This window comes from Roseburia sp. MSJ-14, assembly GCF_018918225.1.
Lineage (GTDB): Bacteria > Bacillota > Clostridia > Lachnospirales > Lachnospiraceae > Petralouisia.
Genome location: NZ_JAHLQD010000008.1, coordinates 351,888 through 377,278, shown reverse-complemented (window position 1 = coordinate 377,278; position 25,391 = coordinate 351,888). Strand labels below are relative to the sequence as shown.

23 protein-coding genes are annotated in these 25,391 nt (G+C 37.4%); all 23 read right to left on the bottom strand.

Going from position 1 to position 25,391, the window contains the following annotated elements; translation table 11 throughout:
- Positions 1-50 precede the first annotated feature (50 nt).
- On the bottom strand, positions 51-1,943 hold the full coding sequence (locus KQI83_RS04165) for a DUF885 domain-containing protein (protein WP_216554956.1): 1,893 nt from the start codon (positions 1,941-1,943) through the stop codon (positions 51-53).
- Positions 1,944-2,130: 187 nt separating this feature from the next.
- Positions 2,131-3,687 (bottom strand): hydroxylamine reductase, encoded by a 1,557-nt coding sequence (gene hcp, locus KQI83_RS04160; RefSeq protein WP_330622314.1) that lies wholly within the window; start codon positions 3,685-3,687, stop codon positions 2,131-2,133.
- Positions 3,688-3,824: 137 nt separating this feature from the next.
- Positions 3,825-4,553, bottom strand: coding sequence for a YebC/PmpR family DNA-binding transcriptional regulator (locus KQI83_RS04155; RefSeq protein ID WP_216554953.1), 729 nt, complete (start codon positions 4,551-4,553; stop codon positions 3,825-3,827).
- 107 nt (positions 4,554-4,660) lie between these two features.
- Entirely contained in the window at positions 4,661-6,046 is a 1,386-nt protein-coding gene (locus KQI83_RS04150) for a hemolysin family protein (RefSeq protein ID WP_216554951.1), read from the bottom strand.
- A 94-nt stretch (positions 6,047-6,140) separates the two neighbouring features.
- Positions 6,141-6,485, bottom strand: a complete 345-nt coding sequence (locus KQI83_RS04145; RefSeq protein WP_253295510.1) for a type II toxin-antitoxin system PemK/MazF family toxin — start codon at positions 6,483-6,485, stop codon at positions 6,141-6,143.
- Positions 6,486-6,555: 70 nt separating this feature from the next.
- On the bottom strand, positions 6,556-7,725 hold the full coding sequence (alr, locus tag KQI83_RS04140; protein ID WP_216554947.1) for an alanine racemase: 1,170 nt from the start codon (positions 7,723-7,725) through the stop codon (positions 6,556-6,558).
- 1 nt (position 7,726) lies between these two features.
- Entirely contained in the window at positions 7,727-9,232 is a 1,506-nt protein-coding gene (locus KQI83_RS04135; RefSeq protein WP_216554945.1) for an NAD(P)H-hydrate dehydratase, read from the bottom strand.
- Between the two features lie 53 nt (positions 9,233-9,285).
- Positions 9,286-9,924 carry a hypothetical protein gene (locus KQI83_RS04130; protein ID WP_216554944.1) on the bottom strand — a complete coding sequence of 213 codons (639 nt, stop codon included), beginning with the start codon at positions 9,922-9,924 and terminating at the stop codon, positions 9,286-9,288.
- Between the two features lie 12 nt (positions 9,925-9,936).
- Positions 9,937-10,581: a redox-sensing transcriptional repressor Rex gene (locus KQI83_RS04125; RefSeq protein WP_216554943.1), complete on the bottom strand. Its 645-nt coding sequence runs from the start codon at positions 10,579-10,581 to the stop codon at positions 9,937-9,939.
- Positions 10,582-10,681: 100 nt separating this feature from the next.
- Positions 10,682-12,589 (bottom strand): ABC-F family ATP-binding cassette domain-containing protein, encoded by a 1,908-nt coding sequence (locus tag KQI83_RS04120; protein ID WP_216554942.1) that lies wholly within the window; start codon positions 12,587-12,589, stop codon positions 10,682-10,684.
- 39 nt (positions 12,590-12,628) lie between these two features.
- Positions 12,629-13,837, bottom strand: coding sequence for an NADP-dependent isocitrate dehydrogenase (locus KQI83_RS04115; protein ID WP_216554941.1), 1,209 nt, complete (start codon positions 13,835-13,837; stop codon positions 12,629-12,631).
- Between the two features lie 36 nt (positions 13,838-13,873).
- Entirely contained in the window at positions 13,874-14,548 is a 675-nt protein-coding gene (locus KQI83_RS04110) for a GntR family transcriptional regulator (protein ID WP_216554940.1), read from the bottom strand.
- A gap of 18 nt (positions 14,549-14,566) precedes the next feature.
- The gene (locus KQI83_RS04105) at positions 14,567-15,949 is read right to left on the bottom strand and encodes a 2-isopropylmalate synthase (RefSeq protein WP_216554939.1); all 1,383 of its coding nucleotides are present in this window, start codon (positions 15,947-15,949) and stop codon (positions 14,567-14,569) included.
- A gap of 147 nt (positions 15,950-16,096) precedes the next feature.
- The gene (locus KQI83_RS04100; protein WP_216554938.1) at positions 16,097-16,711 is read right to left on the bottom strand and encodes a V-type ATP synthase subunit D; all 615 of its coding nucleotides are present in this window, start codon (positions 16,709-16,711) and stop codon (positions 16,097-16,099) included.
- A gap of 3 nt (positions 16,712-16,714) precedes the next feature.
- A complete protein-coding gene (locus tag KQI83_RS04095) occupies positions 16,715-18,088 on the bottom strand; it encodes a V-type ATP synthase subunit B (RefSeq protein WP_216554937.1) in 1,374 nt (457 codons plus the stop codon).
- A gap of 11 nt (positions 18,089-18,099) precedes the next feature.
- Positions 18,100-19,863 (bottom strand): V-type ATP synthase subunit A, encoded by a 1,764-nt coding sequence (locus KQI83_RS04090; protein WP_216554936.1) that lies wholly within the window; start codon positions 19,861-19,863, stop codon positions 18,100-18,102.
- A 15-nt stretch (positions 19,864-19,878) separates the two neighbouring features.
- Positions 19,879-20,445, bottom strand: a complete 567-nt coding sequence (locus KQI83_RS04085; protein WP_216554934.1) for a V-type ATP synthase subunit E — start codon at positions 20,443-20,445, stop codon at positions 19,879-19,881.
- Between the two features lie 9 nt (positions 20,446-20,454).
- The gene (locus KQI83_RS04080) at positions 20,455-20,763 is read right to left on the bottom strand and encodes a V-type ATP synthase subunit F (protein ID WP_216554932.1); all 309 of its coding nucleotides are present in this window, start codon (positions 20,761-20,763) and stop codon (positions 20,455-20,457) included.
- Between the two features lie 11 nt (positions 20,764-20,774).
- A complete protein-coding gene (locus tag KQI83_RS04075) occupies positions 20,775-21,200 on the bottom strand; it encodes an ATP synthase subunit C (protein WP_442969773.1) in 426 nt (141 codons plus the stop codon).
- Positions 21,197-23,101: a V-type ATP synthase subunit I gene (locus tag KQI83_RS04070; protein WP_330622303.1), complete on the bottom strand. Its 1,905-nt coding sequence runs from the start codon at positions 23,099-23,101 to the stop codon at positions 21,197-21,199. The genes KQI83_RS04075 and KQI83_RS04070 overlap by 4 nt, the downstream gene beginning before the upstream one ends.
- 20 nt (positions 23,102-23,121) lie before the next feature.
- Positions 23,122-23,949, bottom strand: coding sequence for a V-type ATPase subunit (locus tag KQI83_RS04065; RefSeq protein WP_216554928.1), 828 nt, complete (start codon positions 23,947-23,949; stop codon positions 23,122-23,124).
- Between the two features lies 1 nt (position 23,950).
- Complete coding sequence (locus KQI83_RS04060) at positions 23,951-24,262, bottom strand: hypothetical protein (RefSeq protein WP_216554926.1); 312 nt, start codon at positions 24,260-24,262, stop codon at positions 23,951-23,953.
- 21 nt (positions 24,263-24,283) lie between these two features.
- Positions 24,284-25,303 carry a response regulator gene (locus KQI83_RS04055; RefSeq protein ID WP_216554924.1) on the bottom strand — a complete coding sequence of 340 codons (1,020 nt, stop codon included), beginning with the start codon at positions 25,301-25,303 and terminating at the stop codon, positions 24,284-24,286.
- Positions 25,304-25,391: the final 88 nt, after the last annotated feature.

Below are 25,391 nucleotides of genomic sequence, written 5' to 3'. Positions count from 1 at the left end.
TTTAGCACAACTATTCCTATAAGGCTAGAAAAAACTATCTGACAATTATTTTATTCTGTCACCCGCTCCATCCAACTTTGCATTCTGTCTTCAATTACATCATATTGACATGGACCTATTTCTAATAAAAATTTATGAAATTCTTTGATATCAAACGCCTTACCCAATGTCTTCTTAGCTTCTTTTTTCAAAGAAAGTATCTCTAAATACCCAATATAATATCGCAGATATACGGTCGGTTCATCTATCATGGTATAATATACTTCGGAGATAACATCTTCATCGTCTCCTACATACTGAGACAAGACATCTGCCGTATCATCATAATCCCATCCGTAATAGTTCACACCAATATCTACCATACAGTAAAGTGCAAAATTGCAAGATGTGTTATATTCAAAAGCCTTTGCCAAACTACTATTCATTCCCGAATATTTATAGGCATAGCAAGTCTCAATATACTGTGCCCATCCTTCACTATAGCCATTAAAGGACAACATAGAACGGAAGTAGTGTGGATTCAAACTATAAAAATAATCTGTCTGATACATATGTCCAGGAAATCCCTCATGGGCTACCGTTGGAAACAAATCCATATTCCCGTATTCTTCTCCTTGATTAATATAAATAATATTTTTCTTTGGATTATCAATAGGAGCTATCAAATAAAATGCCGGGGACATGGTACTTTCCAATGACTCCGGAACATAATTCAGTGTATATTCCTCATTCACTGCTTTGGGAAAATCTTCTTCTAATGCTGTTTGAAGCATAGAAAGCATCTCATCTGGTTCTTCTGTTGGGTATTCATAACTGTTCATATCTTCTTGTAAATTATCATTTTTTGCATAAATAGCTGCTATTCCCAATGCACAACGTTCCATCTCTTTTTGAATCATCATATATAATTCATCCACGGTACGATTAGAACCTGTATTTTCCCTTACCAAATATTCGTAATAATCACTACCATTTTCATAATTACACAATCCCAATTTTGACTGTTCTTGTCCTTTGATTTCTGTAAGCGTATTTATCATAAGTTGATATGCCGGAATCAACGCCTGTTGCATTCCTTGATCAAATGCTTCCATATACTGATTTTTTTCTTCGTCGGTAAGTTCTGAAAATTGATTTAACTTTTCTTCAAATACCGGTCGCAAACAATTCGGCTGCTCGTTTATAAATTCATTACACTGTTCAATCACCTTATCTAATGAATTTTCTGTAAGAGTATATCCGTTTTCCATACGATATAACTCGTAATTACATAATTGTTCTATGTAAGAGTAAGAAGTATTCAAAAGTGTTATATAATCATCAATATCTTCTTTTGAAAGAAATGCATACTCTGAGAAAATAATCGGTAATTCTCCCTGTATTCCAGATATTGGTGAAAATACGGAGCTAAATAGTGGATATTGATTTCCTGTCTTTGTACTCTCCAAATATCGTTCAAAGGTATCATACATAAGTTGCTGCTCATATGTTAATGCATCATAGTCAAGCTCTTGCAACTTGTCCAATAACTCATCTACTTCTTCTGTTGCACTCTGGGTATCCGTATAGTCCGGCAATTGTCCCCAACTAACCTCTGTTTTCTCCACTCCGTAATTTTCCGGATGTTCCATTAGAAAATGAGCATTCACTGTACTGTCAGACATTTCGTCTATGAATATTCCTTTTAGATATTCCTCAAATTTTTCCTGTTCCGCTAATTGTTTTTCTGAAAACTCTCTTTCATCCTCATAAATAGAAAAATCATAGTTACACTTTTTACTTTTATCTGCTGAAGATTCTTTTTTCTTGGACTCTTCCTTGGAACTTTCTGTTTTAGTTGTTTCCTTTGAATCCTGATTCTTTGTTGTGCTATTATTTGTACATCCTGTCATAAAGACTGCCAAAGCAAGCAACATCGCAATTATTTTTTTACATTTCTTCATATGCTCTCCCTCCGGTGTTATCTGCACCTTTGTAATTATAGTAATATTATAATGTTAGCATATGTCTATTTTAGTTACAAGACTTACACCGAAAAGATTTTCTCAAAGCAAAGCATTCGCTGGATTGATTTTTATGATAAAGTAAAGACGTATTCTACGCTTTCCGCATAAAATACGTCTTTGTTAATTAAACATTTCCCAATATCTTTTGCAAATCTTCCTCTGGAGTGCTAATAGGCATAATATTATATTTTTCCACTAAAATATCCAGGACATTTTGTGATATAAATGCCGGCAATGTAGGCCCCAGCAAAATATTTTTTATTCCCAGATACAAAAGTGTCAACAGAATACAAACCGCCTTTTGTTCATACCAGGAAAGAACTAATGACAGTGGTAATTCATTTACATCACATTCAAATGCATCTGCAAGTGCTAATGCAATTTTAATAGCACTATAACAATCATTACACTGTCCCAAATCTAAAATTCTCGGAATTCCTTCTATTTCTCCTAAATTCAGGTCATTAATTCGATACTTTCCACATGCAGCCGTAAGAATAATCGTATCCATCGGCGTCTTTTTGGCAACCTCTGTATAATAACTTCTTCCCGGTGCTGCACCATCGCATCCTCCTATTAAGAAAAAATGTTTTATTTTTCCCTGTTTTACCAAGTCAACAATCTTCCCCGCATTTTTTAATACTGCTCCATGGGCAAATCCTGTCATAACGGTAGAACCGCCATTAATTCCAGTTAATGGTTTATCTTCCTTATATCCGCCACACTCCAATGCTTTTTCTATCACAGGTGTAAAGTCCTTATCTTCTCCAATATGGATTAACTCTGGATAAGAAACTATTGACGTAGTAAATACACGGTCACAATAACTCTGTCTTACAGGCATCAGGCAATTGGTGGTAAAGAGAATTGGTGCCGGAATATTATGAAATTCAAACTGCTGACTCTGCCACGCTGTTCCGAAATTTCCTTTTAAATGAGGATATTCTTTTAATTTTGGATATCCATGTGCCGGCAACATTTCACAATGAGTATAAATATTAATTCCCTTATCCTTTGTCTGTTCCAACAATAATTTCAAATCATGAAGATCATGTCCACTCACTACAATAAACGGTCCCTTTTCTATGGTAAGGGGAACTTCTGTTGGAACCGGAGTTCCGTAAGTCTCCGTATTGGCAGAATCCAGCATTGCCATACACTTAAAGTTTACTTCCCCTGTCTTTAATACAAGTGCCAAAAGTTTTTCCATATCACTTTCTTCTGCAATTGCGCATAATCCCTCATAAAAAAACTCATTTACTTGGGAATCCTTATATCCAAGTGCCAAAGAATGATATGCATAAGCAGCCATTCCACGCATTCCAAATAAAATCAGTGACTTCAAGGAACGAATATCTTCATTATCATTCCATATCTTTTGTACATCATAATTTTCTGCCTCAGGACATAATTTTTCTCTGATGCTATTTACCTCGTCAATTAATTCACAAATTGTATCATTATAAAAATTCACATTTGTTATAGTTGTAAACAGTCCTTTTAATACTAATTCATCTGTCTTTTCTGTGGGCTGTGTCTTTCTGACCGCTCTTGCAAGCCCAATTAATGCTCCGGTCAATTCATCCTGAAAATTTGCCGTATCTGATTTTTTACCACACACACCTGCTCTTCCTTCACATCCGGTATTATGTGCAGTTTGTTGACATTGAAAGCAAAACATTTCTCCCAAGATTTATTCCTCCTTTTTCTATTTTATTTATATTTTTTTCAATTTTCTTTTCAAATATACAGATAAAATAGAAAAAGGAGCCGGATTCCCGGCTCCAAAATTTCAATTACTATTGCTAAAATTCAATTTTACTCATCCCAGTTATGATATACTGCCTGTACATCATCATCTTCGTCAAGAAGATCTAACGTTCTCTGAAGAGATTTTACTGCGTTTTCATCTGTGAGTTCTACATAGTTTTGTGGAATCATAGTTACTTCGGCAGATGCCATTGCAATACCTTCTTCTTCCAATTTCTGACGTACTTCACTAAAAGTATCTGGATCTGTGATAATTTCAAAGCTATCTTCTTCATCAGAAAAATCTTCTGCTCCTGCATCTAATGCAAGCATCATTAAATCATCAGCATCCATCTCACACTCTTCTTTGTCTACAATAATCTGACCTTTTTTATCAAACATATAAGATACACATCCTGGTGTTCCTACATTTCCATTTCCCTTTGTGAATGCGCTTCTTACATTTGCAGCAGTACGATTCTTGTTGTCTGTCAATGCATCTACGATAATTGCGATTCCGTTAGGACCATATCCTTCATAAGATACATATTCGTAATTTACGGAGTTTGCATCTCCGGCAGCTTTCTTAATTCCACGTTCAATGGTATCGTTTGGCATATTGTTTGCTTTTGCTTTTGCAATAACATCACGTAATCTGCTGTTGTTATTTGGATCTGCTCCGCCTTCTTTCACTGCAACTGCAATTTCTCTTCCGATTACAGTAAAGATTTTTCCCTTTGCTGCATCATTTTTTTCTTTCTTATGCTTAATATTTGCAAATTTAGAATGTCCTGACATTACTTTTTCCTCTTTTCTATTTCTCTTTTCTTAATGATTCTGCAATCACGCTGTGAAACTTGATTACAATCTTCTTTCTGCACCCATTCTGGCACAGTGAGCCTTTGCTATTTTACCACTTTCTCGTCATTCTGACAAGTATCTGCGCTATCTCTTTCTGTTCCTGATTCATTTACTATCTCTAGTTTTTTCACTTTTACTGTCTGAATCATTTTATTTTTTACTGCAATTGCATGGAACTGCCACCCTTGGTCTTCCACTTGAAACTGCTCATTATCTCCCGGAATCTTATCAATCAGAGAAATCAAATACCCATTTAATGTTTCATATTCATCCTCTTGCATGTCCAATTCCAGCGTCTTACAGACTTCATCAAACGGTGCCATTCCATTCATTAGAAAACTTCCGTCTGGTTGCTCTACAATCATATTTTCTTCTTCATCATATTCATCCAGAATATTTCCTACAATTTCTTCCAGAATATCTTCCATTGCTACTAAACCGGCAGTCTGGCCATACTCATCTACTACAATTACCATATGTATTTTTTGAGACTGCATGTTTTTAAATAACTCGTTAATATTTCTGGTCTCCGGAATAAATACTGCTTCGCGCACAAGTCCCGGAATATCCTGCACCGGCCAATTTTTGTATCGTTCATTACGACTCTGTATCATTACATCCTTGATATGTATGATTCCGATAATATTATCAATATCTTCGCCGTATACCGGAAATCTGGAATTATTCTTATCCAGCATAAATTCCAGAACCTGTGAAAGAGACATTGTTCCGTCCACTGCCACGATATTTTTGCGATGTGTCATAATATCCTTTGCCTCTTTATCGTCAAACTCAAAAATATTATGAATCATCTCAGCTTCACTTGCCTGCAATACTCCTTGCTCATGTCCCTCATTTACCATAGAAATGATTTCTTCTTCCGTCACATCATCAATACTTGCATTCGGGTCAATTCCGAATATCCGCACTACAAGATTAGAAACTTTTTCTGCCAAACAAGAACATGGTTTTAAGAAAACAATGATTCCATGCATCAATCCTGCCAGACGAAACAGCCACTTTTCCGGACGTCGTGCTGCTATCTTCTGTGGTGCAAGCACACCAACTGTTGTAAAAATAAAAATTCCAATCAACGCTGCTCCTGCATAACACAGAAAATACCAGTATATCTGAGCACCTTCCTGAAGAAATTTTTGAATTAATAATACTCCAAACAAACGCACCTGATAAATACCAAATACCACGCTGACAAATGTAATCATAATCTGAATCGTGTGTCTTGTTTTATATGGGGAATCTAAAACACGCAACAACCATTCTGCATGCTTATCCCCTTCTTCCTGATGTTTTTGAATCTGGCTTTCTGTAACCTCTTCTAATGCAGTGAGAAAACCATAAAAGATGCCATCCATTATCAGTAACACACAAAATATAATCAGTCCTATGACCGTACTCCCGCCGTCATCCATTTCTTTTTTCTATCTCCTTTTGCTTCTGTATTCTCGTTCTGTTTTACACAATAAACACTTGAAATATACCATTTTAAGGAATATTAGTCAAGATTTATGTATATAATTCCAAACTGATTTTCAGAGCTTTCTCTACTTTTTTCATAACTTCATAATCTAACTGACACACCTTATCCTTTAAACGTTGCTTATCAATGGTACGCAATTGTTCCAATAATACCACAGAATCTTTTACCAAATCATACCGTGATGCATCTAATTCTACATGGGTAGGTAATTTTGCTTTATTCATCTTCGATGTTATTGCCGCACAAATCACCGTTGGGCTGTGTCTGTTTCCAATATCATTTTGTATAATTAGTACCGGACGTATGCCACCCTGCTCCGAGCCAAGCACCGGTCGCAGGTCTGCATAATAAATGTCCCCTCTATGAATCATCACACTATCACACTCCAAAACTTTTATAGGTTATTTCCTATTCTTCCCAATTTCTTCGTGTGTATTCAGTTTATTCCCCAAAATAATCTTTGGTTTCTACTACCTCGCCATTTTTTATATAAACTCTTGGAATTCTCTTTCCTAAATCGCAGGCAAATTCATAGTTAAATCTTCCTGATAAATTGCCGATTTCTTCCATTGTGATTTCTGCTCCATGGTCTTTTCCTACCAATGTTACCAAATCGCCTTCCTGTGCCTCAGGAATATCTGTTACATCTACCATAAACTGATCCATACAGATACGTCCGCAAATCGGAGCTTTCTTTCCGTGTATCAATACATATCCCTTATTTGACAGGCTTCTCGGATAACCGTCTCCATAGCCTACCGGAACTGTTGCTATTCGCTGTTTTCTTGTAGTCTCATAAGTAGCACCATAGCTAATCGTTCTGCCTTTTTCTAACTCTTTTAAAAACACAATACAGCTTTTCAATGACATTACCGGCTGAAGGTCAATGTTTTCTTTCTTTACCTCATCTGAAGGCCACATACCGTATAAGCTGATACCTGCTCGAACTACACTCATATTTGCTTCCGGCATGTCAATAATCGCTGCACTGTTAGAACAATGTATCATTGGTATTTCTACATTACGTTCCTCTAACATCTTTTTCATTTTAGCAAATGCTTCCATCTGCTGATTTGCCATTGTCTTATCCTTTGCATCGGACTTTGCAAAATGAGTGAAAATCCCCTCTACTATAATATGTGGCATCCGGGAAATTCGTGCTATTTCATCTGCTGCCTCTTCAGTTACCTGAAATCCTAATCTGCTTAAGCCCGTATCAATCTTAGCATGTACCATGATTTTTTTATTCATTTTTGCAGCAGCAGCTTCCATTTGTTCTGCCTGTCTTATAGAATATAAATTTACGCGAATTCCAAGGTCTGCCATAGCCTCATACTGTTCTGGAAATGTTGCTCCTAATACTAAAATCGGCTTTTCTATTCCGTTTCTTCTGAGGATTTCCGCTTCTTCTACCGTTGCTGTGGCATAGCCCCAAGTATAATCAAGCTGTTCCAATTCTCTTCCAATGGGAACTGCTCCATGTCCATAACCGTCCGTCTTAATAACTCCCATAATTTTTGTATCTTCTTTCAACAATTTGCGCATCTGCTCCATATTATAAAGAATTGCATCCAAATTGACTTCTGCATATACTCTACTGTATGTTTTCATCTTATATTCCTTCCTTATCTATTTCCTTTAATACCTGACGGATACCTTCTATGATATCTTGTGCCATCATGCCATAAGTACCTGTTTTTTCTACCATCCAATCTGCGCCTGTCCCATGCAAATATACACCCAATGGTGCAGCCTGCATTGGCTCCATTTTCTGTGCAAGTAACCCTGCAATAACTCCTGTTAATACATCTCCTGCTCCTGCCGTTGCCATTCCATTATTTCCACTGGTATTGATAAATGTGGTTCCATCCGGCAATGCAATCACGGTTCTTGCATCTTTTAGCACACATATAACATTATATTCCTTTGCAAATTCTCCTGCAACTTGCAATAACTGCTTTTGTATGTCAAAAATGCTTTTTTCAGTTAATCGTGCCATTTCTCCAAGATGTGGTGTAACAATTAACGGCATATTTCTTTCTCTTAACCATTCTTTATGATGAGACACAATATTCAGACCATCTGCATCTAAAATCACAGGAACTTCGGTATTTTCCAATATAATTCTTATCATGTGCTCCGACACTTCATCTGTACCGATTCCCGGTCCTGCTACTACTACACTTGCCCAGGACAAACTATCTAGCAATGTCTTTTCTATCTCACTTTTGGCTTCATATGTTTCTAAAACGGCTTCCGGTAATAATTCCTGGATAATGGTTCGATTGATTTCTTCTGTATATACTTTTACCAGTCCGGCTCCTGTTGCATAAGCTGCCTTTCCACTAAAAAATGCCGCTCCAGCCATATTTTTGTGACCTGCTACCACCAGTACTTTTCCATAGGTTCCTTTATTAGAATAGCTCAACCGTTTCGGTACTTTAAAAATATCGTTTTTTTCAAGGCAATAGGTTGTACACTTTTCTTCTAAAAGCGATTCTTTTCCAATTCCGATGTCCTTCACTACAACTTTTCCCGCATAGGCTGCTCCCGGATATATCATAATTCCTATTTTTTCAAAAGCAAAGGTAACGGTCATGTCCGCCTGAAAAGCAATTCCCATAACTTCTCCGGTATCTGTATGGATTCCAGACGGAATATCTACCGCAACCTTCCATGCTTGCAATTGGTTCATCCTTTGAATAATTTTATAATAGTTTCCTTGAATTTCCCGGTTAACACCAATACCAAAGACTGCATCTATTACTGCTCCGTATTCCATATCCGGGATAGCATCCAGAATATTTGCCCCATATGCTAAGCAAATTTTTATCTGCTGTTTTGTTTCCGCAGAAGCCTTTGTCTTATCTCCTGCCAATACAAACGTAACCTTATATCCTCTTTGGCTTAAAATTCTTCCTATGGCAAATCCGTCGCCACCATTATTTCCACTTCCACACACTACAAGTATATTATTATTTGAAAGGTTCTGTTTTTCAACTTCTTCCACCACACCAAGAGCTGCCCGTTCCATTAGTACCTGGGAAGGAACTCCATAATGTTGAATCGTATTACTGTCACATTGTTTCATTTGTGTACTATTTACCAAAACTCGCATATGCATTCCTCCATTTCTCATAACGCTAAAAAGAGGCAGTTCTTATCTCTCTTTTAAGACTGCCTCTCTTCCTCTTCTTTCTGTGTAGGTTCCTTTTCATAGGTCAAATCAAAAATATCTATGATGTCGGCACCGAAAATATCATGCATGTAAGAATAAATCTCTCTGTTCTTATCCTGTACAGTCTGCCTGCGTGCTGCCTTTTGCTTTACCTCTTCTCTGGTTTTTTCTAACCATTTCCGGATTGCTTCACTTTCTATCTCGTTGGCACGCATTTTTTCATAACAATATTCCATGGATTCCACCATCAATGCTTCATTTACTGCATCTAGCTCCTTTGGAAGCTCCTCTAAATCCGCATATGCCTGACGCAGTTTCACATTAATCTCAGAAATCAATCTACGGTCTTCACGAAGTCTGACAGATTCCTGCTCTTCTTCTGTTTCTTCCATGTTCTCCATGATATTTTTCATCAATTTTTCTTTCAGGTTCTTCAAATCCTTGATATCTTGATTTAATCTTGCCTGTTTTTTCAGATATTCGTTTGCCTTCTTCTCTAACCTTACAATACTTCTTGGCTTTCCATCGTCTGAAAACAGTCCATGCCACTTTGAATCTAAAATCACCAGTGGTATCTTTTTCCCCTGAAGTGCTGTCTGAAATTCATGATTTGTTGTTTTTCTTCCACCCATCTTACCACTTTCTTATCTCTTGTCCTCCGGCTTTCCATGATTTGCAATATTATAGGAAAGCTGCATTAAGCTATCTGTAAGGTGAACATTTTCCACCACCACATGATCTGGAAGCTCCAAATCTAAATGTGCAAAGTTCCAAATAGCATTGATTCCGTAACTAACCAGCATATTTGCCACTTCACTTGCCTTGGTCTTTGGCATTGTAAGTGCTGCAATATCTACCTGATTATGTTTCAAAAACTCCTCTAATTCATCCATCATCCGAATATTTATTCCACGAACAGCCACACCCTTCAGTGCCGGATTTACATCAAATAATCCTATAATTGCAAATCCTCTCTTTTCAAACTTCACATAGTTTGCAAGTGCCTGTCCCAGATTACCGGCACCGATTACGATAATGTTGTGTTTCTGATCCATTCCCATAATCTTGCCGATTTCATCATACAAATATTTCACATTATAGCCATAACCCTGTTGTCCAAAACCACCAAAATTGTTCAAATCCTGACGTATTTGGGAAGCAGTTACCTTCATTCTCGCACTTAACTCATTGGATGAAATACGTTCTACTCCGTCATCTAACAAGTCCCCTAAATAACGGTAATACCTTGGCATTCTTCGGATTACTGCCTGTGATATTTCCTTTTCCATTGACGTTCCTCCTAAACTGCATTTCTCCCATGCACATACTATCTTTATTATAATGAATCCTGCGCGGACTGTCAATGTGTTAAAGAATTAACATTCTTTTTTACATCAGTGTTTCCCATTTTTCATAAAGTGCTTCTAACTCCTGCTGACATTTTGCATATTCCTCATGTACTTCTTGTAGCTTGGTGGAATTTGTAGCTATCTCTTCTTTCGAAAAGGATTCTTCTAACTCACTAATATGTGTCTCTAATTCTTCAATCTTTTCTTCTGTGCGTTTTCTTTCGTTTTCTATTTTTCGAAGTCTTGCCTGTTCTTCCTTTTGCTGTTTCCAGTCTAATTTATTACTGCTTTCTGTTTCGGCCTTTACTTCATTTTCTTTTTTACCTACATAGATTTGAGTAAGTTCTTTGCACTTTTCCATGTAGTAATCATAGTTTCCAATATAATTGACAATAGTTTCCCCTGTCAGATTTAAAATCCTTGTAGCAGTCTTGTTAATAAAATAACGATCATGGGATACAAACAGTACCGTTCCGGTATAACTGTTCAATGCCTGTTCTAATATTTCCTTAGATGTAATATCTAAATGGTTGGTTGGCTCGTCCAGTATCAGAAAGTTTGCTTCCGACAACATAAGTTTTGCCAGGGAAACACGACCTTTTTCTCCACCACTTAAGTCTGCTATCTGCTTAAACACTTCGTCTCCGGTAAATAAAAATGCCGCTAACACATTTCGGATTTCCGTATTGGTAAGGTTCGGATAGGCATCTGAAATCTCTTCCATCAGATTTTTTTCCTTATGAAGTACCTGATGTTCCTGATCGTAATATCCAATGTTTACGTTCGTTCCAAGCTTGACAACTCCGCCATCCGCTTCGATCATATCGTTAATGATTTTTAAAATCGTTGTCTTTCCGGTTCCGTTATCTCCAATAAGGGCTACACGTTCACCGCGCTTGATTTCAAAGGAAATATCAGAAAATAGCTGCTGATTTGGATATGCCTTTGCCAAATGTTCCACAGATAATACATCATTCCCACTAACGATTCTTGGTTCTAAATGAAGATGTATATCGGTATTTTCTTCTGTAGGTTTTTCCAAACGTTCTATTTTATCTAACATCTTCTCGCGGCTCTCTGCTCGCTTAATGGATTTCTCACGATTGAAGGATTTTAACTTTGCAATCACTTCTTCCTGATGCTTGATTTCACGCTGCTGGTTATAATACTGTTTCAACTGTGCTTCACGCACCTGCGCACGTTTTTGCGCATAATCACTGTAATTCCCCTGAAAAACAGATACTTTGGTACGGTCTAATTCAATGACTTTACTTACCACTTTGTCTAAAAAATAACGGTCATGGGATACAATCACTACTGCTCCCTTATAATTTAGCAAAAAAGTTTCTAACCATGCAATAGAATTAATATCCAAGTGGTTGGTGGGCTCGTCTAACAAAATCACATCCGGTTTTGTCACTAAGAGCTTACCCAGACATACTCTGGTTCTCTGTCCTCCGGACAACTCCTGCATATGCTTTCCAAATTCTTCTTCGGAAAATCCTAAACCTTTGAGTACTCCTACAATTTCACTTTGATAAGAATATCCTCCCTGAAGTTCAAATTCATGATTCAGGCGATTATAACTTTCCATAAAATCTTCTAATTCTTGTCCTTGGTACTGATTCATCTTACTTTCCATGTCTCGAAGTTTTTCTTCCATGGAAATAAGTGCTTCCTTTGCAGAAAGCACTTCTTCATAAATCGTATGATTGCCAGACACATCAGGATTCTGTGGTAAGTAACCAATGGTCTTATCTTTTGCAAGAACTACCTCTCCCTGATCCGCCGGAATTTCTCCCATAATAATCCGAAGCAGGGTTGTTTTCCCCGCTCCGTTAATTCCTACAATTGCAGCTTTTTCATATGCTTCTACATGAAAAGATGCATGTTGGATGATTTCATCTGTGCCAAAGGACTTGCTGATATTTTGGCAGGCTAAAATCATATTATTTTCCTCTTCTTTCTTCCGCCTTTATAAAATATTTTATAAAGACTTCTCTAATGTTTCACGAATTGCCTTAATGAATCCTTCACTGTTTAATACAGTAGGGTTTTCTAATGTAGTAATCAGTGCAAGGTCTTTTGTCATTTTACCAGATTCAATAGTATCTAAGCAAGCTTTTTCTAACTTATCTGCAAAGGCTTTTAACTCTGGAAGATTATCCAATTCCCCACGTTTTCTAAGTGCTCCTGTCCATGCAAAAATAGTTGCTACGGAGTTAGTAGAGGTTTCTTCTCCCTTTAAGTGTTTATAATAGTGACGCTGAACAGTTCCATGAGCTGCTTCGTATTCATAGTATCCACCCGGAGATACTAATACAGAAGTCATCATAGCGAGGGAACCAAATGCACTTGATACCATATCGCTCATTACATCACCATCATAGTTCTTACAAGCCCAGATAAATCCACCTTCTGCCTTCATGATACGAGCTACTGCATCATCAATTAAAGTATAGAAATACTCAATTCCGGCAGCTTCAAATTTTGCTGCATATTCTTTGTCATACATTTCCTGGAAAATATCCTTAAAGGTATGGTCATATTTCTTAGAAATGGTATCCTTTGTTGCAAACCACAAATCCTGCTTTGTATCTAATGCATAATTAAAGCAGCTCTTTGCAAAGCTTTCAATAGAATTGTTCAAGTTGTGCTGTCCCTGTACTACACCTGCACCTGTAAAGTTATGAATTAATTCTCTTGTTTCTGTTCCATCTTCTGCTGTATATACTAATTCACATTTTCCAGGTCCCGGAATCTTCATTTCGGATGCTTTGTATACATCGCCATATGCATGACGTGCAATGGTAATTGGCTTTTTCCAATTCTTTACGCATGGTTCAATTCCTTTTACGGTAATTGGAGCTCTAAATACAGTACCATCTAAAATTGCACGGATAGTTCCGTTTGGACTCTTCCACATTTCTTTTAAATCATACTCTTTCATACGAGCTGCATTTGGTGTGATTGTTGCACACTTTACAGCAACTCCGTATTTCTTAGTTGCATTTGCGGAATCAATCGTTACCTGATCATTTGTCTCGTTACGATATTCTAATCCCAAATCATAATATTCTGTTTTCAGATCAATAAAAGGCAGTAACAGTTCATCCTTAATCATCTTCCAAAGGATACGGGTCATTTCGTCTCCGTCCATTTCTACCAATGGTGTTGTCATTTTGATTTTTTCCATAATAATCCTCCTGCAAATTGTCTTTTTGTTTGTCTGCTATTTTGCTTCTGTGCTATTTACAATCTTGTCCCAGCCACAGCTATCAATATTTTTAATGGTATTTAAAATATGCTGGTTTGCATACTTTTCCGCTTTTTTTGCATCCCGTTCCTTTAATGCTTCCAGAATCTGTCTGTGTTCTTCATTTGATTCTACAGAACGTTTTTCCGATGCAAGTGTTACCTTGCGCACACTTTCCAGATAATGATGATAATCACGCATCGCATGTTCTAATATCTTACTTGCACATGCCTCATATAAAACCTCATGGAAACGAGTATCTAATTCTACAACTTGTTCCACATGTTTCTTCTTCACATGAAATTCCGTAAGGTAAAGAATCTCTTCTAATTCTTCTAACTGCTCTTGTGTAGCCTTGAGTGCTGCACGTTTTGCGCATAATCCTTCTAACACAGAACGTATTTCGTAAATATCCTGAATATCTTCCACGGATAATCCTACCACATAAGCTCCCTTATTTGGAATAATTGTCACAAGTCCCTCTAGTTCTAACTGACGGAGTGCCTCTCTAACCGGAGTACGACTGACACCTAACTCTTCTCCGATTGTCTTTTCCTTCAGTTCCTCATTCTTTTTATATTTACCAGCCAAAATATCTTCTCTTATACGATGAAAGACACGTTGCCCCAGTGAATGATTATCTTCGCTCAAAAAAAGTCCTCCTTATAGTTATAATACAATTCCCAATTTATTACAACAGTCAGTTATAACAACTACTAACTCGTTATCTGTAATTACAGTTACACGGCCTTCATCGTACTGCTTATCTACCCATTGTTTTACTGTTTTTACTAATTCAGAATTCTTATCTACTTTTCTTTCATCGGTCAAACGATAATATGTATTAATCCAGTGAGCAATTCCTGCAAGTCCGGAAGTATTAGATACAGAAACTAATGCCGGACGGTTTAAGAATTTTCCAGTGTCAAATATATTGTAGATTTCTTCATTTTTCAAAAGTCCATCTGCATGAATTCCGGCTCTTGTTACGTTGAAGTTCTTTCCGCAGAATGGTGTTCTTTCCGGCATATGATATCCCAGTTCTTTTTCAAAGTATTCTGCCAACTCTGTGATAACAGTCGTTTCCATACCGTCTAAGGTACCTTTTAACTGTGCATATTCAAATACCATTGCTTCAAGTGGAGTATTTCCGGTACGTTCTCCAATTCCGAACAGAGAACAGTTTACACCACTTGCTCCATACAGCCATGCAGTTGTGGAGTTGTTAACTGCCTTATAGAAGTCGTTATGTCCATGCCATTCAATCATTTCAGAAGGTACACCTGCATGTGTCATAAGTCCGTAAATAATTCCCGGTACACTTCTTGGGATTACTGCTCCCGGGAAGTTTACGCCGTATCCCATAGTATCACACGCACGAACTTTAACCGGAATCTGATATTCCTTACTTAACTTCATAAGCTCCAGACAGAACGGAATTACAAATCCGTAAATATCAGAACGTGTAATATCTTCCAGGTGACATCTTGGGCTGATTCCAGTCTCTAAGCATTCACGAATAACACTTAAATAATGATTCATTGCTTCTCTTCTTGTCATCTTCATTTTATAGAAAATATGATAGTCAGAACAGCTTACCAATATACCTGTTTCTTTCATACCAATTTCTTTTACTAACTGGAAGTCTTGCTTACTTGCACGAATCCAACTGGTAACTTCCGGAAATTCATATCCACGTTCCATGCATTTATATACAGCATCACGATCCTTTTTGCTATAAAGGAAAAATTCACTCTGGCGAATTAATCCCTTTGGTCCACCTAATCGATGTAAATAATCATAAATGGTTACAATCTGCTCTGTGGTATATGGTGCACGAGACTGCTGTCCATCACGGAATGTAGTATCGGTAATCCAAATATTATCCGGCATATGATGTGGAACAATACGATCATTGAATGCAATTTTCGGTATCTCTTCATATGGAAACAAATTACGGAATACATTTGGCTCGTCCACATCTACCAATTGATAAAAATGCTCCTCTAACTCTAACAGATTGGTATGTTTGTTCATTACAACTTCTCTCATGGCTAACACTCCTCTTGGCTCAATCACTTTTTATACATTTTCATTGTATATTCTTTCATGTATAATTGTATACAATCATACTAATTATATTATTGTATGCAATTATACCTTGTCAAGAGAGAATTTTAACATATTTTAGGTACAAAATTAATCTTTCATCTTTTTTATCACTTTTAAACGGGTAAATTCTTCCCTTTCTTTTTCTTCTAACGACTCTTGAATACTTTTTGCTAACCCTTCATAATGGGGTATGGTAATATTCTGCAATGCATTTGCTCGTTTCTGGGTTTTCTTAATGTTATATGCCAAACGATACGCAGAGGTTTCTATCTGCGCCAGTTGGATGGTAAGTTCTTTTACCTTCTGAAACTTCTCACATGCTTCATCCAATGCCATTTTCGTTCCCCAAAAGGCATAGTGTGGTTTTAGTTCCTGTTGTTCATATTCTACCTTAGGAATTTCTGTTCCCATGACACTGCGCCTTTTAATGACAATGGATTCTTCCAGCGGAATCTTTTGGCTTATCCCCTCTACTTCATGAATTCCCATTTGAATATTCGCCTTTTGCAATGCCTGATAAGCACTTGTGAAAGTTGTATCAATTTCCTTTTGAATATCAGAGGCTTCCTCTATTAGCTCCATTAATTCCCGAATGAGAATATTTCGTTTTTTATCCATCAATTCAAACCCTTGTCTGGATAATGCAAGAGAGTTTTTTGCCAATATAAGATTACCTTTGGTGGGAAATTCTTTTGGATTCATCTGCTATTCCTCCCAATATTTCTCCAACAGCCTGGTGTCGATTCTATCCAGTTCTTCTTTGGGTAAAATGTGCAAAAGCTGCCATCCAATGCTCAAAGTTTCTTCCATAGAACGATTTTCGTTCTGTCCCTGTGCTACAAATTGCTGTTCAAATGCCGTCCCAAATTCTAAGTACTTTTTATCCGTAGGGGATAACTCTTCTTCTCCGATGACGCTTGCCAAATCTCTTGCTTCCCCTACTCGTGCATAAGAAGAAAATAACTGGTTTGCCACATCCTGGTGGTCTTCTCTGGTATATTTTTCTCCGATTCCATCTTTCATTAAACGTGATAAAGATGGTAACACATTAATAGGTGGATATACATTTTTCTGATGCAATGCGCGTTCCAGTACAATCTGTCCCTCCGTAATATATCCGGTCAGGTCCGGAATCGGATGGGTAATATCATCATTTGGCATCGTTAAAATTGGTATCTGCGTAACACTTCCCTTACATCCTTTTACAATTCCGGCTCTCTCGTACAAAGTTGCCAATTCACTGTACAAATATCCCGGATATCCTTTTCGACTGGGAATTTCGCCTTTCAAAGAAGAGACTTCTCGCATCGCTTCTGCATAAGATGTCATATCTGTTAATATTACAAGAATATGCATATTTTTTTCGAAAGCAAGATATTCTGCTGCTGTTAATGCAACCTTTGGGGTAATCAATCGTTCTACCACCGAATCATTGGAGAGATTCAAAAACATGGTTACATGAGAAGCTGCACCACTTTCTTCAAATCGTCTGCGAAAGAACTCTGCAACGTCATACTTTACCCCCATAGCAGCAAATACAATTCCAAACTCTTCTTCAGAATCAGCTCCAAGGGATGCCTGCTCTACAATCTGTGCCGCCAATTGGTCATGTGGAAGCCCGTTTCCCGAAAATATGGGTAATTTCTGCCCACGAATTAAAGTTGTTAAACCATCAATGGCGGATATACCTGTTTGAATATAATTTCTCGGATATTCTCTGGTACATGGATTCATTGGAAGTCCATTTACATCACGCACCACTTCCGGCTTTATTTTTCCAAGTCCATCAATTGGTACACCCATTCCATTGAAGGTTCTTCCTAAGATTTCTTCCGAAAGTCCGATTTCCATAGGATGACCTGTCAATCGGGTATGGGTATTTTTCAAAGACATGTTGTCTGTGGTATCAAACACCTGAATCACAGCTTTATCCTCTTCTAATGCCACAATTCGTCCTTTTTTTATTTCATTTCCTTCTACCACAAATTCAACCATTTCTTCGTAAAAAGCATCCTGTACCCCTTCTAGTACAATGAGCGGTCCATTGATTTCACTTAAACCTAAATATTCAATTCCCATCAGCCATTCTCCTATGCATTCAGTTCTATCAATTTCTGATAAAACTCATCTATTAACTGTCTATAGGTTTCAAATTTATCTAATTCCTTATTTGCTACCTCATACTTGATTGCAATTATTTTTTCAAAAATATTCTGCTCTCGTAAAATTGCCATTGGCATTCCCATTCCGATAAGGCTTTGACACCTCTCATTAAGGTATAAAATAACCTCCATCATTTTCAGCTGCTTTTCCATTGGCACAAACGTGTCTTCCGCATGAAATGCATTCTGTTGTAAAAATCCCAGTCGAATGACTCTGGCAATTTCCAGTATCAATTTCTGGTCATCCGGAAGTACATCACTTCCTATTAACTTCACAATTTCATTTAAACGACTCTCTGTGGTAAGAATATTCATCAATTCATTTCTACAAGAAATAAAGTCTTTTCCCACATTTGCAATATACCATGGTTCCAAGTCATTGAGATACTCTGTGTAACTGGTAAGCCAGTTAATCGCCGGATAATGTCTGGCATAAGCAAGAGACTTATCCAATGCCAAAAAGCAACGTACAAATCGTTTCGTGTGTTGGGTTACCGGTTCCGAAAAATCTCCTCCTTGCGGAGATACTGCTCCAATAATAGTAACACTTCCATCACTTCCATTTAAGTTTTCTACATATCCTGCGCGTTCATAAAATGCTGATAGCCGTGACGCAAGATAAGCCGGAAATCCTTCCTCTGCCGGCATTTCCTCTAATCTTCCTGACAACTCGCGCAATGCCTCTGCCCATCTGGATGTAGAATCTGCCATAATCGCCACATGATATCCCATATCTCGATAATATTCCGCCAATGTTAATCCGGTATAGATACTTGCCTCTCTGGCTGCCACCGGCATATTGGAGGTATTAGCAATCAACACCGTTCGTTCCATCATAAAGCTTCCATTTTTCGGATCAATCAATTGCGAAAACTCCTCTAACACATTTGTCATTTCATTTCCACGTTCCCCGCATCCTATATAAATAATAATATCTGCATCACACCACTTTGCTAACTGATGCTGGGTCATTGTCTTTCCTGTTCCAAATCCTCCCGGCAATGCTGCGGTTCCACCCTTGGCAATGGGGAATAACGTATCTAAGATTCGCTGACCTGTCACCAATGGTCTGTCTGCCGGATATCGTTTTTGAATCGGACGGGGAATTCGGATTGGCCATTGTTGTGTCATGTTTAGTTGTTGTTCTCCACTTTCTGTTTGAATTGTAACTAAAGTGTTGTCTATAGTATATGCTCCATCCTTCACTACCCTAGTGACAATTCCTTCTACTTTTGGTGGCACCATGACTTTATGGACAATGGCAGTAGTTTCCAAAACCTCGGCAATAATATTTCCACCACTTACTTTATCTCCTATTTTTACCAGTATTTTTGCTTGCCACTTTTTCTGTCGGTCTAACAAATCTACGGTAACACCTCTTGGAATATAAGCACCATTTTTTTCTCCGATAAGCTGAAGTGGTCGTTCAATCCCATCAAATATATTGTTCAAAATTCCCGGTGCTAACGTAACACAAAGTGGTCTCCCTGCCCCTTCTACTATTTCGCCCGGTTTAAGTCCGGTAGTTTCTTCAAACACTTGCACTGTGGTAATCTCTTTCGTTAAGGCAATCACTTCTCCTACCAGACGTTTTTCTCCTACATATACCATTTCAGACATCATAAAGCCCAGATTTCCTCTCATGGTTACAATTGGCCCATTAATTCCGTATATTTTTCCTATTATCTTCATAGATAGTTCCTCCTGCTAACACACATATGAATTCTTTTCCTGTTCTAACTTCGTAGCAAAAGATTCATCCATCAAAATATTTTTAGCAGGAATAACTGCACGGATTCCTCCGCCAAAATCAACTGTGCTTACAGTAAGTGTCACTCCTGTTCTTTCTTCCAGTTGTTGCTTTTTCTCTTTATCGTTGGAATTAATGTAAATAACCACTTCCTCCTGCTTTGCAAAAGCTATGGCTTTTTTTATCTGTGCAATCAAATAGTTTTCATATGCTTCTGTTTGCTGAAATGCAAGAAGTTTTTGTTCCACCATTTTAAATGTCTTTTCTTCCTTTTCGTTTTGGCATTCCTCCAAAACCTGTCTTTGCCTCATACTTTCTGTAGATACTTTTCGATTTGCTTCTCTTATTAGTCTTATCTTTTCCAATTGAAAGGTATGCTCTAACTCTTGTTGTTTCTTTTCTCGAAATGATTCTAACTCTTCTTTGTATTGTTTCTCATATTCCTCTAATTGTGCCTTACTTTCTTGCCTTGCCACCTCAATAGTAGATTGTCGAAACACTTTTAATTTTTCTTTTATCTGCATCTTTTCCCCCTATAATTTCAAGCCAATAGCTTCACTGACATAATCGGTAATAAAGTCTGCCTTTCGTCCTGTTCCATGACGATCCGGTATTTCTACCACTAACGGAAGTTTTCGTCCCATTTTTGCTTCATTTACCAAATTCGGGAAATCTCTTCCGAACTTTTCGGTCAAAAGCAAAATGCCAATTTCACTATCCTGATAAACCTTTTCCAACGCTTTTTCTAACTCTTCCCGTTCATGTACCACTACACCTTCTACGCCGGCTAGTCTCATTCCTGTCTGCGTATCCCTATTATCACTAATCAGATACATCTTCATATTGATTCCTCCTAGCCTAAAATAGAGAATGAAATCAGTAATCCGTATAACGCAATGGATTCTGCCAGCGCAACAAATATCAAAGCCTTACCCATAATACCTGAATCTTCACTTAATGCTCCTAAAGCTGCGCTTGCTGCACTTGCCACCGCAATACCCGCTCCGATACAGGAAAGTCCTGTTGACAATGCAGCCGCCATATAACGCCATCCTTCACCGCTTGCAGCAGTCTGTGCCACTTCACCTGCCGCATGTACGTCTCCCTTAAACAGTAAAATATCCGCTACTACCACCGTTCCAAAAAAGAAAAATATATTACTTGCAAGGGCTGCCTTAAGTCCGCCCTTTTTCTTTTTACTAAGTAAAAATCCACCAAATGGAATAATCATACTACATAATAAAATCGCCACAACAATAACCTTCATTACCATATTCATTTCCTCCTGTTAAATGCCACAAATGGTTTTCCATTTCCCTTATAAAAGCGACTAAACATCTCATAATACTCTAAACGTAATACCTGAATTCCTACAACCAAGCCTTCCAGTCCCGCCACTAATATATTTCCCAACACAATGACTATCCAGTTGGGATTGCCTTTTTCCAAACCTGCCAATGTCATAACTACACCCATCATTCCTGCATGGCTTAATGCAAAGGCTCCTACACGCACAAACGAAATCGTATTGGTTGCATAACTCAATACTACGTCAAATACTTCTACCAATGCCTCTACCAGAAACATAACTATACTTCCTTCCGGCATAATCGGCTTCTTTTTCTCTATAAAATGGCTCAACGGTTCCTTTAATAAGATAGCAACCAATGGAAGTCCTACTGCCAATCCTATGATAATAGTTGCCGGAAGCCCATGTCCTGAAATAATTAAAAGCGCACATACTGCCACAGTTCCATAACAAATAATTCCCATGAGCCCACTTTGATTGAAAAGCAAGCGACCATACTCTCTGGCTCGCACAGCATTAATCACATTTAATACCATTGCAATTAAAATCAATAAAGCTCCAAATCCAATTGCCAACATCAAAACACTCATAATATTGTCCATGGGTTTCATCCAAACTGCCGGAATTAACTCTTCAAATCCAAAGACACTTCCATACATTACGCCAAAAAACATCGACCACAGTCCTGCCACGGATATAATTCCTGCCAACCGAACTCCTTTTATACGATATAACAGAAAACCTCCAATCACTAATGCCAATCCTTGTCCCACATCGCCAAACATAATTCCAAACATCAATGTATATGTTAGTGCAATAAACGCTGTTGGGTCCATTTCGTTATATGCCGGCAATCCATACATTTCCACAAACATTTCAAAAGGCTTTAATACCTTAGGATTTTTTAGCTTTGTAGGTGGCATGGTACTTAATTCTTCATCTGCTTCTTCCTCTACCAGATGAATCTTTTCATCCTGCTCCATCTCTTGTTCTAATTTTTCTGCATCTGCTTTTGTGAGCCAACCATATAAAATATAGTTTTCTTCTCCGTCTTCTTTTCTGGTACACGCTGCATATTTTCGTATTTCAAAATTTTCACAATAAGCAGTTACTGTATGACATGCAATCCTTATCTGTTCTTCCTGCTGCTGTAATACTTCTTGTATTTCCTGCTGAATTTTTTGATATTGAATTTTATTTTCCTCTAATTGCTGTGCCTCGTTGGCAAAAACCTCTCCCGGTGTTCCCTCTAAGCCTTTCGGTATCGGTATTTCTTCAAAGTGAAAGGATGCATACACTGCCTCTTGCTCACTCATGTACATGTGCGGTGCAAAATATACTGCCCATACATACTCAACATCGCTATTACATTCATAAAACAACGTATATGGATTCTTATAAATATATGTTTGCAGCTTATGATAATTTTCTACGGTAATCCTGCCAAAACGATAGTCTATAAATTGAAACTCCTTTAACTTATGGATTTCAAAGTCCAAACCAATAAATGGTGCTATCTTTGTCATTCGCCGCTTTATGTTCTGTTTTTCTTCTTCTAATCGCTCTTGTTCTTCTATGAACGGTTTTATTTTTTCATCTGCACTTTGAATTATCTCATTTGCTTCTTGAATCGTGCATGTCCTATCAGAATAGGACTTTGTTTCTCCCAGATATTTTTTTAAATTTTCTCCTTTTTGATAAGTCTCACGATAAAAATTTGTTTCTACAAAAGGAGTTATATTTTCTAGCTTTTCCAAACTTGATACTGCGTTTTCAAAATGGATTTCATATCTGCACAAATACTGTTGCATAACCCGGTCAATATCTTCTTTTGGACCGGTAATGTGCAACAGCTTCATCTTTTCAACCACACGTTTCCCTCCTTCTCCAATTATTTTCCCATAATAATCGTTCTAATATCCTGCTTCGCCACCTGATATCGTATACCTTCTAATATACTTGTCAGTTTCTGAATCTCCTGCTCTTTCTGATACAAATAATAAAAAACAGGTGCAAGGCTTGCGGGATATTTCTTACAAATCCTTCGATACATTCGCAACATTACCTGATGATAAGAAATTTCATCCTGTAACTGTAAAAATGCATCTTTTCCTTTAAAGTATGCTGTATTTCCTACAATTTTTTCAAACTCTTCTATACTTTGCGCCCTTATCATATTCTGAAGCTCTGTCTTTTTTAACTTATAGTAAACCGGTATGATATATGGGATAATCTCAGCATCTTGCTGTCTAAAAAAGCGTTTTGCCCGATATCCCCACATAATATTAAGCCAATCTATCTGTGTACCGAATACTTCTCTTAAAATCTTTTTCGCGTCTTTTTTAGGGAATCTGCTGATTTGTTTCCACGTCTTTAAAAAATAATCCTGATTTAATTCAGGTGCTGCATTTTCATATTGTAATTGGGGTTCATAGAGTTTGATTGCCTGACGCTGCACCGGATTACAAAAGCAACAAATTTTTTCAAAATCCATCCGTATGGAATTATAAATCAATGCCTCTACCTGTCCGCGGTGTTTTATTTCATCATGGCCACTGTAGATTTTGCCATAGGTTTTTTCTTCTTTTAAATAAGCAATGGTCTCGTCAACCGTCTGAAGTCCCAAAATACGCTCATATTCTTCCTGGGTCAAAAGTCTACCTGCCATTGCTCTTATCTTCGTAACCAAACCACTATATTGCAACAATTCTCCTACCATGCTACACCTCTATCATCCGTTCAAAAATTGCCTGTACTATTTTGTCGCCCTCTTCTTCATATTTTTGCTTCAATTGTTCTGTATATTGGCTTGTCTTCTCTGTTATTTTTTTAATCTTTTCTTCCGCCTCCTCATCCACTTGAGTTTTTAGAATTGTCAGTCGTCCCTCCATTTCTCCCTGCAATTCTTTTTCTATTTGTTCCTCTTTTTCCTGTTTTCGCCTTTCTAATTCCTGCTTTTTCGACTGTGTATTCTCTACAATTTGTCCTGCGCGTTCCTCAATATTATATAACTCTTTTATAATTTCATTCATAAGATACCCCCTTTTCACACTTTAATAATAGATTTTCTCTGCTATCAGATTCTCCGAAACCTCTTGCAAGCTACTCTTTGCTAAAATGTCAATCATTTTCTGTGTCACCTGTCTTACCACTTCTGTTACTCTTTTTCCAAATATTGTTTGTGCCGACTTCTGTCCCGGTATTTTCAGTAACAATCCTAATACATATCCCTCGTTCTTTTTGTCAATTACTGTCTTCAACTGATATTGTCCATATATTTCTTTTGCCACATACCCTACAATAAAAATAGTATATGCTATTTTCTTTAAAACTTCATCTGGTAGTTCTTGGTTATGTTCACGCTTCAATCGAAATACCTGATGCTCGTCCGGCGCATGAAACAGATTCATTAAATAATTGATATGAAAAATATAATTCTGCGCACCAAACATATAATAACGCATGAATTCCTGAAATAATCCATCCATCAACTTTGAAATCACCTCTTTCTCGCCCCGGGAGAGTTCTATATTTCCACATTGTAAATTTCCGTTTATCATTCCACTCATGGTTTTAGAAATATCATAATAAATCTGCTTCTTTTTCTCCCCTTCTCCGACCAGGCGTTTATTTGCTCTGCTTGGTGCACTAACTTCCGTTAAGGTTTGTAATGACTTACTTTTCCTTTTCTCTAAGAGCTTATAATAATTTATTGCTGACTTAATGGGTTCTAATAAATCTTCCGGGAAAAAGAATGGTTTCAGAATCACTTTAAAAATTCGGCTATGATTTACAATCTCCAGTGTTTCCTTAATGTCTTTTACCTGTGTCATTGCTATTTTTACCGTTTCCGGTGAAATCATATCTATCATTTCAAATACTTCTTTTCCCGACATAACCGGCATATCTAACTCACATACTACCACAGCCGCCCCTTCTTTACGGATATATTCCACTGCCTTTTCCGGGTATTTAAAGTATTTAAAGTTCATTTCTTCCTTACAGGCTTCTAACATTCTTATATAGTTTTCAATCATCTTTTTACTATCATCTATGATTACTACCGTATCCATATAGTAACGCCTCCCTGTTTCGTTATAATCATTCCATTATTTTAACCGCTCTTATATTTATACTAAAATTATATCAGACTACGAAATA

Excerpts from the sequence above, each read along its gene's own strand:
- KQI83_RS04165 (WP_216554956.1), bottom strand. The coding sequence starts at position 1,943 with ATGAAGAAATGTAAAAAAATAATTGCGATGTTGCTTGCTTTGGCAGTC.
- hcp (WP_330622314.1), bottom strand. The coding sequence starts at position 3,687 with ATGTTTTGCTTTCAATGTCAACAAACTGCACATAATACCGGATGTGAA.
- KQI83_RS04155 (WP_216554953.1), bottom strand. The coding sequence starts at position 4,553 with ATGTCAGGACATTCTAAATTTGCAAATATTAAGCATAAGAAAGAAAAA.
- KQI83_RS04150 (WP_216554951.1), bottom strand. The coding sequence starts at position 6,046 with ATGGATGACGGCGGGAGTACGGTCATAGGACTGATTATATTTTGTGTG.
- KQI83_RS04145 (WP_253295510.1), bottom strand. The coding sequence starts at position 6,485 with ATGATTCATAGAGGGGACATTTATTATGCAGACCTGCGACCGGTGCTT.
- alr (WP_216554947.1), bottom strand. The coding sequence starts at position 7,725 with ATGAAAACATACAGTAGAGTATATGCAGAAGTCAATTTGGATGCAATT.
- KQI83_RS04135 (WP_216554945.1), bottom strand. The coding sequence starts at position 9,232 with ATGCGAGTTTTGGTAAATAGTACACAAATGAAACAATGTGACAGTAAT.
- KQI83_RS04130 (WP_216554944.1), bottom strand. The coding sequence starts at position 9,924 with ATGGGTGGAAGAAAAACAACAAATCATGAATTTCAGACAGCACTTCAG.
- KQI83_RS04125 (WP_216554943.1), bottom strand. The coding sequence starts at position 10,581 with ATGGAAAAGGAAATATCACAGGCAGTAATCCGAAGAATGCCAAGGTAT.
- KQI83_RS04120 (WP_216554942.1), bottom strand. The coding sequence starts at position 12,589 with ATGATTTTAGCCTGCCAAAATATCAGCAAGTCCTTTGGCACAGATGAA.
- KQI83_RS04115 (WP_216554941.1), bottom strand. The coding sequence starts at position 13,837 with ATGGAAAAAATCAAAATGACAACACCATTGGTAGAAATGGACGGAGAC.
- KQI83_RS04105 (WP_216554939.1), bottom strand. The coding sequence starts at position 15,949 with ATGAGAGAAGTTGTAATGAACAAACATACCAATCTGTTAGAGTTAGAG.
- KQI83_RS04100 (WP_216554938.1), bottom strand. The coding sequence starts at position 16,711 with ATGAATCCAAAAGAATTTCCCACCAAAGGTAATCTTATATTGGCAAAA.
- KQI83_RS04095 (WP_216554937.1), bottom strand. The coding sequence starts at position 18,088 with ATGGGAATTGAATATTTAGGTTTAAGTGAAATCAATGGACCGCTCATT.
- KQI83_RS04090 (WP_216554936.1), bottom strand. The coding sequence starts at position 19,863 with ATGAAGATAATAGGAAAAATATACGGAATTAATGGGCCAATTGTAACC.
- KQI83_RS04085 (WP_216554934.1), bottom strand. The coding sequence starts at position 20,445 with ATGCAGATAAAAGAAAAATTAAAAGTGTTTCGACAATCTACTATTGAG.
- KQI83_RS04080 (WP_216554932.1), bottom strand. The coding sequence starts at position 20,763 with ATGAAGATGTATCTGATTAGTGATAATAGGGATACGCAGACAGGAATG.
- KQI83_RS04075 (WP_442969773.1), bottom strand. The coding sequence starts at position 21,200 with ATGAATATGGTAATGAAGGTTATTGTTGTGGCGATTTTATTATGTAGT.
- KQI83_RS04065 (WP_216554928.1), bottom strand. The coding sequence starts at position 23,949 with ATGGTAGGAGAATTGTTGCAATATAGTGGTTTGGTTACGAAGATAAGA.
- KQI83_RS04060 (WP_216554926.1), bottom strand. The coding sequence starts at position 24,262 with ATGAATGAAATTATAAAAGAGTTATATAATATTGAGGAACGCGCAGGA.
- KQI83_RS04055 (WP_216554924.1), bottom strand. The coding sequence starts at position 25,303 with ATGGATACGGTAGTAATCATAGATGATAGTAAAAAGATGATTGAAAAC.